The sequence below is a fragment of the Corynebacterium gottingense genome (assembly GCF_007559235.1).
GTDB classification, from domain to species: Bacteria; Actinomycetota; Actinomycetes; order Mycobacteriales; family Mycobacteriaceae; genus Corynebacterium; species Corynebacterium gottingense.
In genome coordinates this window covers 177,669-193,369 of the sequence record NZ_VMHH01000003.1, presented here as the reverse complement: position 1 = coordinate 193,369, position 15,701 = coordinate 177,669, and the positions used below count along the sequence as shown (strand labels likewise).

At 63.2% G+C, this 15,701-nt stretch carries 8 protein-coding genes; 6 read left to right on the top strand and 2 right to left on the bottom strand.

What is annotated here, in order from left to right; genetic code table 11:
• The first annotated feature begins 24 nt into the window (after positions 1-24).
• The 4 genes from FPH17_RS05535 to FPH17_RS05520 are packed head-to-tail and all read left to right on the top strand — an operon-like array spanning position 25 to position 2,788.
• The gene (locus tag FPH17_RS05535) at positions 25-870 is read left to right on the top strand and encodes an undecaprenyl-diphosphate phosphatase (protein ID WP_005296312.1); all 846 of its coding nucleotides are present in this window, start codon (positions 25-27) and stop codon (positions 868-870) included.
• A gap of 16 nt (positions 871-886) precedes the next feature.
• Positions 887-2,101 (top strand): cysteine--1-D-myo-inosityl 2-amino-2-deoxy-alpha-D-glucopyranoside ligase, encoded by a 1,215-nt coding sequence (gene mshC, locus FPH17_RS05530; RefSeq protein ID WP_005296309.1) that lies wholly within the window; start codon positions 887-889, stop codon positions 2,099-2,101.
• A 23-nt stretch (positions 2,102-2,124) separates the two neighbouring features.
• Complete coding sequence (locus FPH17_RS05525; RefSeq protein WP_005296305.1) at positions 2,125-2,523, top strand: hypothetical protein; 399 nt, start codon at positions 2,125-2,127, stop codon at positions 2,521-2,523.
• Positions 2,516-2,788: an HAD family hydrolase gene (locus tag FPH17_RS05520; protein WP_238397042.1), complete on the top strand. Its 273-nt coding sequence runs from the start codon at positions 2,516-2,518 to the stop codon at positions 2,786-2,788. Before FPH17_RS05525 ends, FPH17_RS05520 begins: the two co-directional genes overlap by 8 nt.
• Here the strand turns inward: FPH17_RS05520 and FPH17_RS05515 are convergent.
• Positions 2,731-3,930 (bottom strand): IS481 family transposase, encoded by a 1,200-nt coding sequence (locus FPH17_RS05515; RefSeq protein WP_154879024.1) that lies wholly within the window; start codon positions 3,928-3,930, stop codon positions 2,731-2,733. The two genes, FPH17_RS05520 and FPH17_RS05515, sit on opposite strands and share 58 nt — an antisense overlap.
• Positions 3,931-4,941: 1,011 nt before the next feature.
• On the opposite strand from FPH17_RS05515, the gene FPH17_RS05510 reads away from it, so the two are divergent.
• Together FPH17_RS05510 and FPH17_RS05505 are read left to right on the top strand one after the other, a co-directional pair.
• The gene (locus FPH17_RS05510; RefSeq protein WP_167496780.1) at positions 4,942-11,961 is read left to right on the top strand and encodes a carboxypeptidase regulatory-like domain-containing protein; all 7,020 of its coding nucleotides are present in this window, start codon (positions 4,942-4,944) and stop codon (positions 11,959-11,961) included.
• Between the two features lie 169 nt (positions 11,962-12,130).
• Complete coding sequence (locus FPH17_RS05505; protein ID WP_154879020.1) at positions 12,131-14,584, top strand: LPXTG cell wall anchor domain-containing protein; 2,454 nt, start codon at positions 12,131-12,133, stop codon at positions 14,582-14,584.
• A 64-nt stretch (positions 14,585-14,648) separates the two neighbouring features.
• Here FPH17_RS05505 and FPH17_RS05500 read toward each other — a convergent pair whose 3' ends face one another.
• On the bottom strand, positions 14,649-15,686 hold the full coding sequence (locus FPH17_RS05500) for a prephenate dehydrogenase (RefSeq protein WP_233125668.1): 1,038 nt from the start codon (positions 15,684-15,686) through the stop codon (positions 14,649-14,651).
• Positions 15,687-15,701: the final 15 nt, after the last annotated feature.

Below are 15,701 nucleotides of genomic sequence, written 5' to 3'. Positions count from 1 at the left end.
GCGGGCGGGGTAGTGTCTTTCGCCATGACTGATCCCGCCACCACAATGTCCTGGGTCCAGGTGATCGTCCTGTCTGTTGTCCAGGGCCTCACCGAGTTTCTGCCAGTGTCTTCCTCGGGCCACCTGCGCATCGTCTCCCAACTGTTTTGGGGCGAAGACGCCGGCGCCAGCTTCACCGCCGTGATCCAGCTGGGAACGGAGCTTGCCGTGCTGGTCTTCTTTGCCAAAGACATCTGGCGCATTCTCACCGCCTGGTTCGCCGGCCTCGCGGACAAATCCAAGCGGAACTTCGACTACCGCATGGGCTGGATGGTCATCGCCGGCACCATCCCGGTCGGTCTTGCAGGCGTGCTGCTCAAGGACTTAATCCGCGAGAACTTCCGCAACCTCTGGATCACCGCCACCGTGCTAATCCTGTTCTCGCTGGTGTTCATCCTGGCCGAGCGCCGCGGCAAGAAGACCCGCGGCTTCGAGGAACTGACCATGAAGGACGCGGTTCTGATGGGCCTGTGGCAGTGCCTGGCGCTCATCCCCGGTGTGTCGCGCTCCGGCGGCACCATTTCCGGCGGTCTGTTCCTCAACCTCGACCGCGAGGTTGCCACCCGTTTCTCCTTCCTGCTAGCCATTCCGGCAGTGCTGGCCTCCGGGCTGTTCTCCCTGCCTGATGCCTTCGACCCCCAGGCGGGCCAGGCGGCGAGCGGTTTGCAGCTGCTCGTCGGCTCCGGCATCGGCTTTGTGGTCGGCTACATCTCCATTGCGTGGCTGCTGAAGTTCGTGTCCAACCACTCGTTCGCGTGGTTCGCCGCCTACCGCATTCCGCTGGGCCTTTTGGTCATGGCGCTGCTCGGCACTGGCGTGATGGCCGCCTAGTTGTAGGGTTGTCCGCATGCATGCATGGCCCGACCCGTCCGTACCCGTAGTCGCCGGCACCCCGGTGCCGCTGAAGCTCTTCGACACCGCCGATCAGCGCGTCAAAGAAGTAGACACCACCCCGGATGCGAACGGGGAGGTGGGGATGTACGTCTGCGGCATTACCCCGTACGACTCCACCCACCTCGGCCACGCCGCGACCTACCTCACCTTCGACCTGGCGCAGCGCCAGCTGCTCGCCAACGGCCACAAGGTCCACTACGCGCAGAACATCACCGACGTGGACGACCCGCTGTTCGAGCGCGCCGAGCGCGACGGCGTGGACTGGCGCGAACTCGGCACCAGCCAGATCAACCTGTTCCGCAGCGACATGGAGATCCTGTCCGTGATCCCGCCGCGCGACTACATCGGCGCGATGGAGTCAGTCGACGAGGTGATCGCGATGGTGCAGCAGCTTCTCGACGCCGGCGCCGCCTACGAGCTCGACCAGGGCGACATTTACGCCTCCATCGACGCCACCGAGCAGTTCGGCTACGAGTCCAACCTGGACCGCGCCACCATGGAGGAGTACTTCGCGGAACGTGGCGGCGACCCGGATCGAGAGGGCAAGCGCGATCCGCTGGACGCGCTGATCTGGCGCGGCCACCGCGAGGGCGAGCCCGCCTGGGACTCACCGTTCGGCCCGGGCCGTCCGGGCTGGCACGTCGAGTGCTCCGCGATTGCCACCAACCGCCTGGGCAGCCACTTCGCCATCCAGGGCGGCGGGTCTGACCTGGCGTTTCCGCACCACGAGTTCTCCGCGGCCCACGCTGAGGCCGCGCTAAAGGTCGAGCGCATGGCCGGGCACTACGTCCACGCCGGCATGATCGCCCTCGACGGTGTGAAGATGTCCAAGTCCCTGGGCAACCTCGTGTTCGTGCACAAGCTCTCGGAGGCAGGCCACGACCCGTCGGCGATCCGCCTGGCTGTCTTTGCGGGCCACTACCGCGAGGACCGGGACTTCTCCGACGCGATCCTGGCCGAGGCCGAGGAGCGCCTTACGCGTTGGCGCGAGCAGCTCGCCGGCGAGGTTTCTGAGGCGGAGGCGACGGAAGTCGTCGATAAGCTTCGCGCGATTCTTGCGGACGATCTGAACACCCCGGAGGCACTTTCGCTTCTCGACGGCGCAGCCGGCGACTGCAACCAGATCATCGCCACCGCCCTCGACGGGCTGCTCGGGGTGCGCATTTAGCGCGCCTCACGCACAATGGGCCCATGAGCGCAGCTGCGGACAACTCGATTCGGGCCCAGTTTCAGCCCGAGGTAGACGAATTCATCGACGACCTGAACACCTTCGCCACCGGTTCCTACCTGCAGGACGAGGACAAGGACCTGTGGGAAGAGCCTTTCGACCCGGCGGTGCTGCCGGATTTGAAGAAGCGGCTTGAGATGTTCCTTGACGCCCTCGATCTGCTTGGCGACGACCCTGAGGGCGACGCGCTGGTGAAGGTCGTGGCGCCGTTCTACGAGAACCTCGAGGAGTTCAACGAAAAGCACGCCAACGCGGTGCTTGAACCGGAGGAGAAGGCCGACATCGAGACCTTGGTGTTCCGTGCGGCGGCCGCCACCGGCGCCACGGACGAGGCTCTCAACGAGCTTCCGGAACTTGAGTAGGCCGAAGGCCGTCCTCTGGGACATGGACGGCACCCTCATCGACACCGAACCGCTGTGGGGTAAGGCCACCTTCGAGCTCGGCGAGCTGCTAGGCCGCCCGCTCACCCCGGAGGTGCGCGCTAGAACCATCGGCGGCAGCTTCCCCAACACCTTGAGCGTGGTGGCCGAGTGGGCGGGCTACGAGCTTAAAGACGGCGACCTGGAGCGTTACCGCACCTGGATGTTCGACGGGGGTTGGCCTTTTCGCCAGTATGGTTTTTGGTAGTTGCGGGATGTGTCGATGTAGTGCTCGGCGATGATTTCGCCGGTCTCTTTTAACGATGTGGTGACGTGGTTGTCGGTGATGACCATCAGGATGGGCTTGCCGCCGTAGGCGCGTCCGATGCCTAGGTGGTAGAGCTTTCCGGCATAGCGGATGGTGACTTTGCCGTTGACACCGACGATGTCGTTGCGGGTGCGCCATTCGTCATTAGGGGTGTCCGTGGGTTGAGCTTTGGCTCCGGCGGTGTAGGCCTGTTCCGGTGTGCGGCGTCCGAGTGCTCGATGAGGCCTTTCTGTGTTGTAGTACCCAGCGAATTCGTCGAGTTGTTGTTGCAGCTGGGAGATTGTTTCTGCTGGTGGTCGTGCTTTGATCCAGCGTTTGAGCGTCTGGTGGAATCGTTCGATCTTGCCTTGAGTCTGTGGGTGCCCAGGTCGGCCATTTTTCTGTTGAATGCGGTGGTGATTAAGGGTTTTCTCGAAGGCGTTGCGACCTCCTTTCCGGCCGGCGAGTCGTGCTGTAAAAACCAATCCGTTGTCGGTAAGCGTGGATGCTGGCGGCCCATAGGTGTCGATGAGGTGCTGGAGCTGTTCTGCCACTGCAGTGCCCGTAAACGCGTGCTGGGCGGTAATTGACAGCAGGTAGCGGGAATGGTCGTCGAGGAAGTCGAGGACTTCTACACGAATGCCGTCGGCGAGGAAAAGGTGGGTAATGTCGGCTTGCCAGCACTCATTGGGCATTTCGGCTTCGAAGCGGATGTAGGAGCTTCGTGGCTTCTTCTGGGGCTGTGGGGTAACCAGGCCCGCGTTGGTGATGATGCGGCGGATGGTGGAAGTTGATGGGACTCGCTGACCCTGTCGTTGAAGGTGGAAGGCGATGGTGTCTGGGCCTGCGTCGAAACCGGCCCTGGTCAACTCTTTGCGCATTTCGATGATGTGTTTACGCAGGTTTTCGGGGATGGCTTGGGGGTGGGTGTGTGGTGCACGGGATTTCGGGGCGATCGCTTCAGGCCCGCCGGCGTCGAAGTCGGCGAGGATTTTGTAGACGCGTTGGCGGGAGATCCCGAATCGTTTGGCGACTTTGGCAGCTGGTTCGCCTTGGTCTCGTACGGCCTTAACGATCGCGAGGTTGCGGTTGGGGCTGTTCATTTTGTCAACAATGTCCCGACTGATCCCCGTGTGGCTTCACGCCACGCGGTTGCTGGTCGGTGTCAACTATGTCGCGACTGAGGTGTCAACCATCACCCTAGGTGGTTTTCTTGGGCTAAGTGTCAACCATGTCGCGGCTGACCTGTCAACCATCAGGAAGGTTCCCCCAGGCACGCCGTGTCAACTATGTCGTGACTTCGGACACCTCCGGGCGCACAAGTTGGAACCCCGCTCCGGCGGGGTTTTCTTCTGCCCGGTCAGGCGGGTGGACACGCGGGGTGTTAAAGGGTGGGGGCTCGCACTTATGCAGATCAAGGCCCAGTAAATATTGCATGAGTGAATCTTAAGTGTATCCTTAGGCGTAAAAGTTGGCATACGCCTGTCTACGGCATTATTGTCAATGGAGAAAAATTGGAGACTTTTCCCAGCTCCACAAAAGGCCCTTACGCACAACCCCAAGTATTGGAGAAAACTATGCGCGGAAACCCCAAGCCTTCACGCGGGCTGTTTTCCGGAATGAGAAGGACCGTGATCGCTTCGGCGACCGCGTTATCGCTAGCGGTTGGCGGCATGGCCGTGCCGAACCTCGGTGGTTCGCTGCCCGTGGCTTCCGCTGCGGCCTTTGACGAGACTTTGCCGAATGTGAGTGGTGAGACGTATCGATCGGTCAACGAGGTCACTCCGTTGGCCAAGGGGTGGTCCGCAGAGAGTATTGCGAATGCTCCCGGTGTGCTTCAGGATTTTAAGAATCAGAACGTAAAGGGCAACTACATCACCGCGGTTAGCGCCCATGATAAAGATATTGATTTTGATACTGTAGAACTGATCTGGCCTAAGGATAAGGAAGGCGGCAGCGACAAATCCGACGCAAATAAGTTCCGCCCGGGCGAATATTATTACATCTGGACCCAGCGAGTGGGCCAGAACGGACTTGAGGTTCTGGACCGCAGGGTGGAAAAGGTCCGCGCCGGTGGTACTGAGACGCAGCCAGTCTTTACGCTACAGAACCCAATGCACTTGGCCGCAGATATTGACCGACCAACAACTCTTGTTATCTACGGGCCTGGGATGACGGGGCCGATCGCCAATAGCGGCGATTACGCTGAGATCAAGTTTGGCTATGCGCCTAAGCAAGAGGGCTCAGTCAACGGCACTGTCAAGCAGAAGAATGGCGACGTTGTTTCTGGTGCGGACATTTCCGTCGACGGTGAGATTGTTGGGAAGACGGATGCGAACGGGTCGTTTAGTGTCGATAAGCTGCCCGCTGGCGATCATGAAATCACGGTCGGAGAGACCAATTCGACCGAGGCGCTGACGAAGACTGTGACCGTGACGGCGGGCCAGCCGATCAACGAGTCGTTCACCGTCAACGCGAAGACCGGCACCGTTTCGGGTTCGGTGACCGCGCCGAAGAGCTTTACCGATACCGCAAAGGTCGAGCTCCTGGACCAGGACGATAACCCGGTGGGGCAACCGCAGACTGTTGGTCGCGGGAAGTTTGATTACGAGTTCAAAGACGTGCCGGTGGGCGAGTACTCCGTGCAGGTCTCCACGCAGGTTGACGGGTTTTACGGCGAAAAGCGGGGCCCATTCAACCTTGGGCACAACTCGAACGAAACGCGTGACCTGACCATCAAGGCGAATGCCGCCACGATTCAGGGCAAGGTCGTCGATGAAAATGGAAACACTGTTAATAATGCGACAGTGAAGCTTCGCGGGACCAACCACGAAGACACCACTGGCAGCGACGGTCTGTTCACGCTGTCGGAAATCACGGATCTCGACACTGCGAGCGGCGAGTACACGCTTGAGGTCGGACAAACTGAGAAGACCGAAGCGGCTACGAAGACGGTCACCGTGAACGTCGGTAAGCCGACGAACGCCGGAGAAATTCAGGTCGAACTGCGTAAGGGCTCGGTCTTCGGTCGAGTCACCAATGAGGCTGGGGAAGCCGTCGACAATGCGGAGGTACGCCTTTCCGGTGCTGGTCAGGAAGAGAGAGTCACGTCCACAGACGCTGATGGTAACTACACCTTCGACGACGTAACTCCGGGTAAATACGACGTTCGCGTCGGAAAGACGGCGAAGAACGGGGAGGGCGGTACCAGCGCTGTAGTGAGCCCGAACCAGGAATTCGAAGCAAACATTGAGGTCTCGCGAAACAAGGGGTCCGTCTCCGGCACCGCAAAATACGAAGGAACCAACGAAACTGCCTCTGACATCCCAGTCGTGCTTTACCGGGGTGCTGACGTCGTGAAGCGCACCAGCACTGGTGCGGACGGTACCTTCAATCTCTCGGGCTTGGACGCGGGAGATTATGACATTGAGTTTGAAGCAACCACGTCCACGAAGAGCACGGGTAGGGGACACCTGACCATTCCCGCAGGCGGCGGAAAGAATGTCAATGCGACTATTCCGTACAAGCCAACAACGATTGGTGGTCAGGTCAATTTGGACGGCCTTCCCCTTCGTGACGTCGAGGTGACTGTCGAAGGTAACGGCGAAACTTTCACGACGAAGACCGATGCTCGAGGTTTCTACAATTTGCCGGATCTGAAACACGGCGACTACAAAGCCTCGATCGCGGGGAACAATACCTACAAAGGTATTACCGTCGGTCCGGAGTACGCAGGCCCGGGCAAGACTCTTGATTTGAACCTCAGCGCGGTTTCCCTGCCCGGCACCATCACCGGCACGGTTGTTGATGACGCGGGTAAGCCAGTTGAAGGCGCCGAGGTTTCCGCGGGTGGCAAGAAGGCCACGACGGACGCCGACGGCAAGTACACCATCCCCGGCGTAGTCCCTGGAAAGAAGACCGTGACCGTCACCGACGGCGACAACTTCACTGGTAACTCCACCGACGTCACCGTGAAGCCGAATGAAACCGCCACGGCAAAAGACATCACGGTGACCCGAGCAAACGGCTCCATTGTGGGCAAGATTGTCGACGACGCCGGTAACCCCGTCTCCCCGGATAACGTCACTGTGACGCGACCGGATGGAACGAAGGCCCCCGTATCGGTGGTAAACGGCGAGTTCGAGCTCAAGGATCAGAAGCCGGGTCAGTACGAGATTCAAGTCGGTAAGACGAAACTGACGAAGCCGCACACCGAAGCGGTGACTGTAGAGCCGAACAAGACGGCTACGCCCACGATCACGGTTGAGCGGTTTAACCCTGGATACACGGTCACCGTGCTCAATGATCTCGGCGAAACCGTGGAAAATGCCGAAGTAATCCTTTCTCGCGACGGCCGGGAGCTCGAGCGCAAACCGGCAGACGCGGATGGCAAGGTTGAATTCCTGAACCAGGCCCCCGGAGCCGGCTACGCTGTCGACGTTGTTCCAGGCGAGGACTATGTAAACGTCAAGGACAACAAGCTGCCCGACCTGGTGCAGGACGCCAATGTCACCTGGAAGATCAGCGTGGCACCGCAGCCCGGGTCCGTTACCGGCACGATCACCGATGACGCGGGTAACCCGGTCACGGGAGCAACGGTTGTCATCGACGGTGAGCGTCGCGCCAAGGACGCGCCTGACGCCGAATTCAAGACCTCGACCACGACTGGCCAGGACGGTACCTACAAGTTCGCAAGCGTTCCCGCAGGTGAGTTCAGCGTTTCGGTGGTGCCTACCAACGCACGCAGCGGCGAACCCAAGGAAGTCACGGTGCGCCCCAACCGTCCGTCGACCGCAGACATTCAGCTCACCCGGGCGCCGGGCAACCTCGAGGGTGTAGTCACCAACGATGCTGGCGAATCTGTCAACGACGCTAAGGTGATCCTCAAGGACGCCGACGGCAACGAGGTGGCCACCGCACAGACGGACGCCAACGGCAAGTACCAGTTCAACGAGCAGAAGGCTGGCTCGTACACGGTTACCGTGGAGGCGGGTACCGCTCACGAGGCAAACTCCGTGGACGCGACCATTACCCCTGCGAACACTGAAGTTGCTGATGTCCAGGTCAAGCGCACCAACGGCTGGGCCGAGGGCACTGTAGTGGACGAAACCGGTGCACCGGTTGAAGGCGCAACCGTCACCATTGACGGCGCTGACACCTACACCACCGACGCGGACGGGAAGTTCACCACGGACAAGTTGAACCCGGGCCCGCACGAGGCGACCGTTGCAAAGACTGACGAGTACGGCGGTTACGTCAGGGGCTTCGAAGTTAACCCAGGTGTGAAGACCAACGTCGCCCTGACGGTGAACCGTGCGACGGACACCGTCAATGGCTTCGTGAAGGATGATAGCGGCAAGCCGATCGCGGATGTGGACGTTGTGATCCAACGCGGCGGGCAGACCGTCGACACCGTCAAGGCCGATAGCGATGGCCTGTTCTCCATGGATTCCGCGACGCCGGGCGACTACACCGCGGTCGTTGCGGGCACCGACGAATACAAGGAAGGCAAGACCGCCTTCACCGTTGTCGCCGGTACCCACACCGACCCGGTTGAGATCGAGGTGCAGCGTAACCCTGGTTCGGTCGATGGCTCCGTGAAGGACTCCACTGGCCAGCCGCTGGAAAACATCAGCCTGACGCTGACCCGTGGCGATGAAGAGCGCAACGCGGCAACCGCGAAGAACGGCTCATTCAACTTCGATGGCATCCCTGCAGGTCAGTGGATGCTCAGCGTTGACGCGCCGAAGACCTACAAGAAGGTCTCCAACATCGTAGTGAACGTCCCGGCCAACGGGAAGGTCACTGAGGACATCACGTTGACGTCGACAATCGGCTCCGTGCACGGCGTAGTCACGGGCGCGAAGAACGCGCCGATTGAGGGCGCGACCGTGACCATCACAAACGTTGAGAACGGCGCAAGCTACGAATCCACCACCGACAAGGAAGGCAAATACTCGCGCGGCGACCTGTCTGTTGGTCAGTACCGCATCGAGGTCCGCGCGGCGGACTACGAGTCGCCCGAGGCGCAGGTAGTGGACGTCGCGCCGAGCGCGAACGTACAGAAGGACTTCCAGCTGGAGAAGACGCCGGACACCCCGCAGACGGGTACCGTCAAGGGCTCCGTGCGTGACGCCGACGGCAACGCAATTGACGGCGAGGTCGCTGTCGTGCTGGAGAACGTGGACACCGGCGACGTCATCCCGGCGACGGTTGACGCCAACGGCGACTACGCTGCGGCTGACGTACCGGCCGGTAACTACAGGGCGAAAGCGAGCGCGAACGGGTACCGCCCGACCAGCGCGCCGAGCGTGACCGTCAACGTTGGCAAGACCAGTTCGGTCCAGGCGATCGAGATGGCGAAGGTCGCCGCCAAGGACGCCAAGGTGTCCGGCAAGGTCACCAACACGGCCGGCGACCCGATCGATGGCGCTGTCGTGGAGATGGTTGATGACAACGACCCGGAGAAGTTCGTGGTGTTTGTCACCAACGAGAAGGGTGAGTTCTCCGGTGAAGCTGCCCTGGGCGCCTACACCGCGACCGTGTCCAAGGACGACGGCAACTACGTTGCCAAGAGCGGCCTGAAGTGGGACGTTACTGACGCCGACGGTCACTCCTTCAACGTCGTGCTCGACTCCAAGCCGAGCGATCACCCGAACAACACAGGTAACTTCGAGGGTGGCGTGCGTGATCAGGAGGGCAAGCCCGTCCCGGGCACCACGGCTACGGTCCGTCACCCGGACGGTTCCACCTCGGAGCTGGAGATTGACCCCGCGACCGGTGACTTCACGTCGGACGACCTGGAGCCGGGCGACTACGTTGTCGTTGTGGATCCTGCCGACGGCCACCGCACCCCGCGCTACACCGAGGTGACGGTCAAGGACGGCGAGAAGGTGACGGTGCCGCGCATCATCACCCCGACGACCAAGAAACCGATCAAGGTGGACAAGGGCGAGCCCGGCACCATCAACGGCTGGCTCGTTGATGACCTGAACGAGCAGATCCCGGGTGCCAAGGTCATCGTGAAGGGCAAGGGCACGGATGCTGACGGCAACCCGACCGAGACCTTCCCGGCGGTGACCGTGGACAAGGACGGCCATTTCACCACCGACAAGCTGCCGGCTGGCGACTACGAGGTTGACCTCGAGCTGCCGGAGGGCTGGACCAAGCCGAAGGACTGGCCGAAGACGGTCAAGGTCACCGACGACAAGCCGGCGCACCAGGGCATTGTCAACGTCAAGGCACCGCGCTCTGAGATCAAGGGCCAGGTTGTCGACGGCGACGGCAAGCCGATCGACGGCGTGCTGGTCACAGTCACCGACTCCCACGGCGACACCAAGGAAGTTCCGGTGGACAAGAACGGCAACTACACCACGGATGTGGTGCCGGGCGACACCATCGTGGAAATCTTCACGCCGGAGGGCGTGCAGAAGGTCGACCCGATGTACATCCCGGTCCGCCCGGGCAAGGACGTCGAGCTGCCGACGGTCAACCTGACCAAGAAGGTACTGAAGCTGGAGAAGCGCGTGCGCGGCTACGACGCCAACACGCCTGACGACGCTCCGGGCCTGCCCAACGACGAGGACCTTATCTACGGCTTCATCGTCACCAACGAGTCCGACGTGACGGTCCACGATATTGAGATCGAGGACCCGTTCGCGCAGGGTGCCATCAAGGCACCGAAGGGCTGGGACGGCACCCTGAAGCCGGGCGAGTACAAGGTGTTCTCCGCGGTCATGGCACCGCCGGTGGACAAGGGCGCGTTTGCCAACATCGCGGTCGCGCGCGGTAAGGACGACCACGACAAGATGGTCGCCTCCACGCCGAACGAGGCCTACGTGAAGTTCATGGACATGAACATGCAGAAGAAGGTCAACGCCCGCTTTGCTACCAACGCGGATGACCCGGTCCACATGGCCGCGGACGAAGACCTCTACTTCACCTACGAAGTGGTCAACACCGGTTCCATCCGTATGGAGAACGTGACCGTGAACGACACCATCTACGAAGGTGATGAGGAGAGCTTCGACCCGAAGCACCCGGGCAAGGGCACGCCGATGGAGATCATCCCGCCGAAGGGCTTCAACGGCACCCTGATGCCGGGCGAGCGCGTCGTGTTTAAGGGCGTGCTGCCTCCGCTGGCCAAGGGCAAGCGCCACCACAACGCGGCAGAAGCCGCGGGCCAGGCCCCCGAGCCGCCGAAGCGCGCGAAGCCTGTCGACGGCGAGCCGGACTACGGCGAGGACGTCTCCGGTCTCCTGGTGATCACGCCGAAGGAGAACGCGGAGGGCAACGCCCACATTGTGGTCGAGGAAGGCGCAGCGCTGCCGGCCGTGACCAACGTTGATGGCAACGTTTGGGTTGACATGAACGAGGATGGCAAGCGCGATGCCAAGGACACCAACTTCGGTGGCATGGACATCACGCTGCACTCCCTCGACGGTCTGCCGGACGTGAAGACCACCAGCGACAGCGACGGCACGTTCAACTTCGCCGCCGCGCCTGCTGGCAAGTACACGCTGCAGATGCGCAACCCGGGCGGTGTCGTGCTCGCCGACCCGCTGGACCCGGACAAGAACGAGAACGGCATCGGCGCTGCGCTGGAGTCGAAGGAGTTCGAGATCACCGGCGACGAGGAGAAGATGAACGTTGACGTCCGACTCCTCGACCGCCCGATCGAGTACACCGAGACGACCACCCCGGCACCGGAGCCGAAGGGCAGCTCGCTGGGCAAGTGCCTCGCGGACACCTCCTCGGTCTCCAACCCGGCCACCTGGCTGATCCCGATCGGCATCCTGATCGCGGCCATGGGCGGTGCGGCGGTCCTGTTCGAGGACGAGTTCAACGCCGCAGCGGCGCAGTTCAACCAGGCCATGCCGAGCCTGAACATCCAGCGCCCGGAGTGGATGAACGAGATCTCCCGCCAGCTGTCGCAGATCGACCCGGCCGTCCCGGCGGGCGTCCTCGCGGCAGGCATCATCGGCCTGGGCGCGCTCGCCCTCGGCCTGACCTACGCCTCCTGCCAGTCCGGCGGAGAGATGGGCAGCAGCACGGGTGACGCGAAGGGCTCCTCCTCCAAGAAGGAAGCGAAGACCCTCACCACGGCCGCTGAGCCGACCAAGGTCAACGCCTAACGCCAGGCACTACTGAGGCGAAAGCCCGTCGCGGAAACGCGGCGGGCTTTACGCTTATATACAGCTAAGAAATTGCGCGGCGCTGCGTATTGAGAACGCCTGCCAACACGGATACATTAGTAATGGTTTTTGGGCTGAGTGCGCCCGCAATAACGCTGAGAGGTACCACATGAATTTGAAGAAGCACACCGGCAAACTGAGCTGCGTCGCGCTCGCGGCGGCGGTCGCGGGCACGGTTGCCCTCGCGCCCGTCGCGAGCGCGCAGGACCCGTCGCTCGCTGCGGGTCTGGCAGACCTCGCTTCGAAGGCGAACGAGGCGCTCCCCTCCGCGCAGGAAGCACCCGCCGGCACGGGCTCCTACCAGGCGCACTTCACCTCCGGCGGCTGGGCTTACACCGCACTCGCACTCAACCCGTTCAATGACCGGGTTTACGCGGTGTCGAAGGCCGAGCAGGGCAAGCCGGCCAACCACCTCCTGCGTATCCACCCCGTCACCGGTGAGGTGCTCGACATGGGGCCTTTGGCGCTTGACGACGCCACGTCGACCCCCACCATCACCTCCGCCGCCTTCACCCGCGCCGGTGACCTCGTGCTCAACACCGGCGACGCCATCCACACCCTGGACCTCTCACAGGATGCGGCAGGCAGCCCCCACGAAGGCGCCCTCACCTTTGACTTCCACGCACTGGAGCAGCGCGGCGAGACCGACGTGAAGGCACCGCACGCGTGGGGCTCCCTCGGGGGCGACGCAGATGCCAACACCCTCTACGCCGTTTCTACCGGCAAGGACCCCAAGACGAAGAAGGACGTCCCCTTCCTGTGGACGCTTGACGTCCGCGAGGCCACCGTCAGCGCCGAGCCGCTCGCCGTGGCGAGGGGCGTCGACGCTGCCAAGGTGGGCGACCTGAACTACGCCTACACCAACCGTGGCGGCAACCTGGTCTTCGCGGACGACAAGGCCTCCACCGTCGAGGTGAAGGACGCGGCAACCAAGCCGCTGCTCATCGCCGCGACCACCGAGGGCACCCGCATCACCGACAACTTCCTCAACCTGGCCAGCCTGCGTGCCGGCGCCTGGTACAAGCCGGTGACGGAGCCGCAGAAGCCGTCCGCCGAGCCGGCGGTGCCCCGCGTCGCTACCGGTGCCCCCACCGAGCCGACCGTGAAGGCCGCCGAGCAGCCATCCCCGAGCGCGAAGGAGCCCGCTCCGGCGCCGGCCCCGGCCGTGCCTACGGAGGTGGCGGAAGTGTCGGAGCCGAGCTCGTCGGTAAGCACTCAAGCCCCGGCGCCCACCGCGGCCGAGGCGCGCGACGTGCTGGTGACCGTGATGGACGAGAACGCGCACGCGGTGGATGACTACGAAGTGATTGTGGACGAGGACCCCTCGATCTACGCCAAGACGGACCGCGAGGGTCAGGCGCGCCTGTCGCTGCCCGAGGGCATGGGCGACGTGAAGGTCGCGGCTGGTGACGAGCTGTTCCCCGTCGCTGCGGGCGAGACCTCGCTGCGCGTGCAGTTCAACGCTGGCGAGGCAGATGGGACCGCGACTGGCACCACTTCGGAGACCGCCCCGGTGACCACGACCGAGGGCGACGAGAGCCAGACCAGCACAACCACGACGACCGGGGCTGACCTCGAGGCGGCGAAGGTGAAGCTCACACTGCTGGACAAGGACGACAAGCCGGTGAAGCGTGTGCATCTGGAGGACCGCAACGGCGACGAGGCAGGGCGTACGAACAAAGACGGCGAGTTCACTGTCACGATTCCCGCCGGTAAGAAGAGCGTCCGCGTTCGGTTGGAGGAAGACGACGTCCCGAAGGGCTACAAGAACTCCTACTTCACCGTCGACCGCGACATGGATGGGGATGAAATCGTCCTGAAGAAGGACTCCGCCTCTGGTGATGGCAAGTACCCGGAGAAGAACGCGCGCATCTCCGTCGTGGACGAGGACGACAACCCCGTAGAGAGCGCCGTCCTGGTGTCGGGTGAGTCGATCCTCGGCGTCACCAACGCCAACGGCGTGGCCGACGTGGTGATCCCGTCCGGCGACGAGCGCTTCGTGCGCATCACCCTGGACGAGGTCCCGGACGGCTACAGCAACAAGGAGCTCGTGTTCAGCCGCGAAAACAACTCCGGCGAGATCGTGCTGAAGAAGAAGGGGAGCACCACCTCCACCAAGTCCAAGCCGAAGGAGATCCTGGAGGTTATGGATGAGGTCAAGCCGCTGCTTGCCGGCATCCTCGGCCCGGTGGGCGCCGCGGCCGGCGCGCTGGGTGGCGGCAAGGCCGGAAGCAAGACGACGGGCACCAAGTCCACCTCCACTTCCACCACCGGTACGTCCACGGAGAGCACCAGCTACTCCCGCGCGAACCTCACCGGCGGCGTGTCCACCGGGCGCACCACCAGCGTGGAGCAGAAGCAGTCCGTGGTGAAGCGCACGGTGAGCAACAAGAAGTCCGGCTCCTCCAAGGACGATTCGGACGAGACGACCAAGTCCTCCAGCCGCGACGGTGACCTGGCGGAGACCGGTACGCCGATGACCACCGTTATCACCCTCGGCCTTCTGCTGCTCCTGGCCGGTGGCGCCTACATGTACATGGGCCGCCGCCGCGAGGGCGAGTAGCACCGGACGCAGAGGCGAACCCCCAGACACCGTGTCTGGGGGTTCTTCGTGTCTCAGGGCAGTGCTAGAACACCTCGACGCGCCCGCCCAGGGACTCGATCTGCTGGAGCTGGCGCACCCACCCCGGCGCACCCGGGTGCAGGCGCATGACGGGCCGCGAGGAGATCTTCACCGGGGAGACAGACTCGCGGCGGGCGCCGGAGCGGGCGCTCATCCGGGTGTAGGCGCGGTGGCCGGACTCGGCCAGCTGCTTCATCGACGGCGTGGCGCCGGCGAGGTCAGCGCGTGCGGTGTGGAGGACCTCGATGTACTCGTCAAGCACGCGGACCAGGGATTCCGCGTTCGTCTCGCACATGTTGCGCACCAGGACCGGGTCGGTGCCCGCCACGCGCGTGCCGCCCTTGTAGGAACCGGCGGCCAGCGACTGCGCGAGGGTCCCGCCCTTGTCGCCCACCAGGGCGAGCGCCTCCGCGAGCACGTGCGGCAGGTGGGACACTCGGGCGACCGCCTCGTCGTGCGGGTTCACCCGCACCGGCACTGCCTCGGCGCCGGCGGCGGCCGCCAGCTTGCACACCTGGGCGAACAGCTGCGACCAGCACTCCGGCACGCGGTCCACTTCCAGGGCGTAGTCGTAGGTGACCACCCAGGCGGCGCGGGAGAACAGGCCCTCCTGGGACGCCACCCAGCCGGAGTGCTCGGTGCCCGCCATGGGGTGGCCGCCCACGTAGCGCTCGCCCATCCCGCGCGCGAGGACGAGGTCGTACACCGGCTTCTTCACTGAGACGACGTCCGTAAAGCCGCAGCTCGGGGCGTATTGGCCGATGGCGTCCAGCACGTCGGCTACTGCCTCGAAGGGGACGGCAATGACGATGAGGGCGTCATCGCGCTGGGCGCGCTGGAGGACGTCGATAAGCGAATTGGTTGCGTCGAACCCGTCGCGCTGCGCGGCGCGGGTGCCATTGCGGGAGTGGGTGTAGCCGTAAGCGGTGTGTCCCTGGGCTACGAGGTCGCGGAGGAGGGAGCCGCCGATGAGCCCGAGGCCGACGATGCAGACGGGCTTGAGGCGGGTGCTGGGGATCCGGGATGCGTCGCTGAGATTCACGTCCCTCATTCTAAT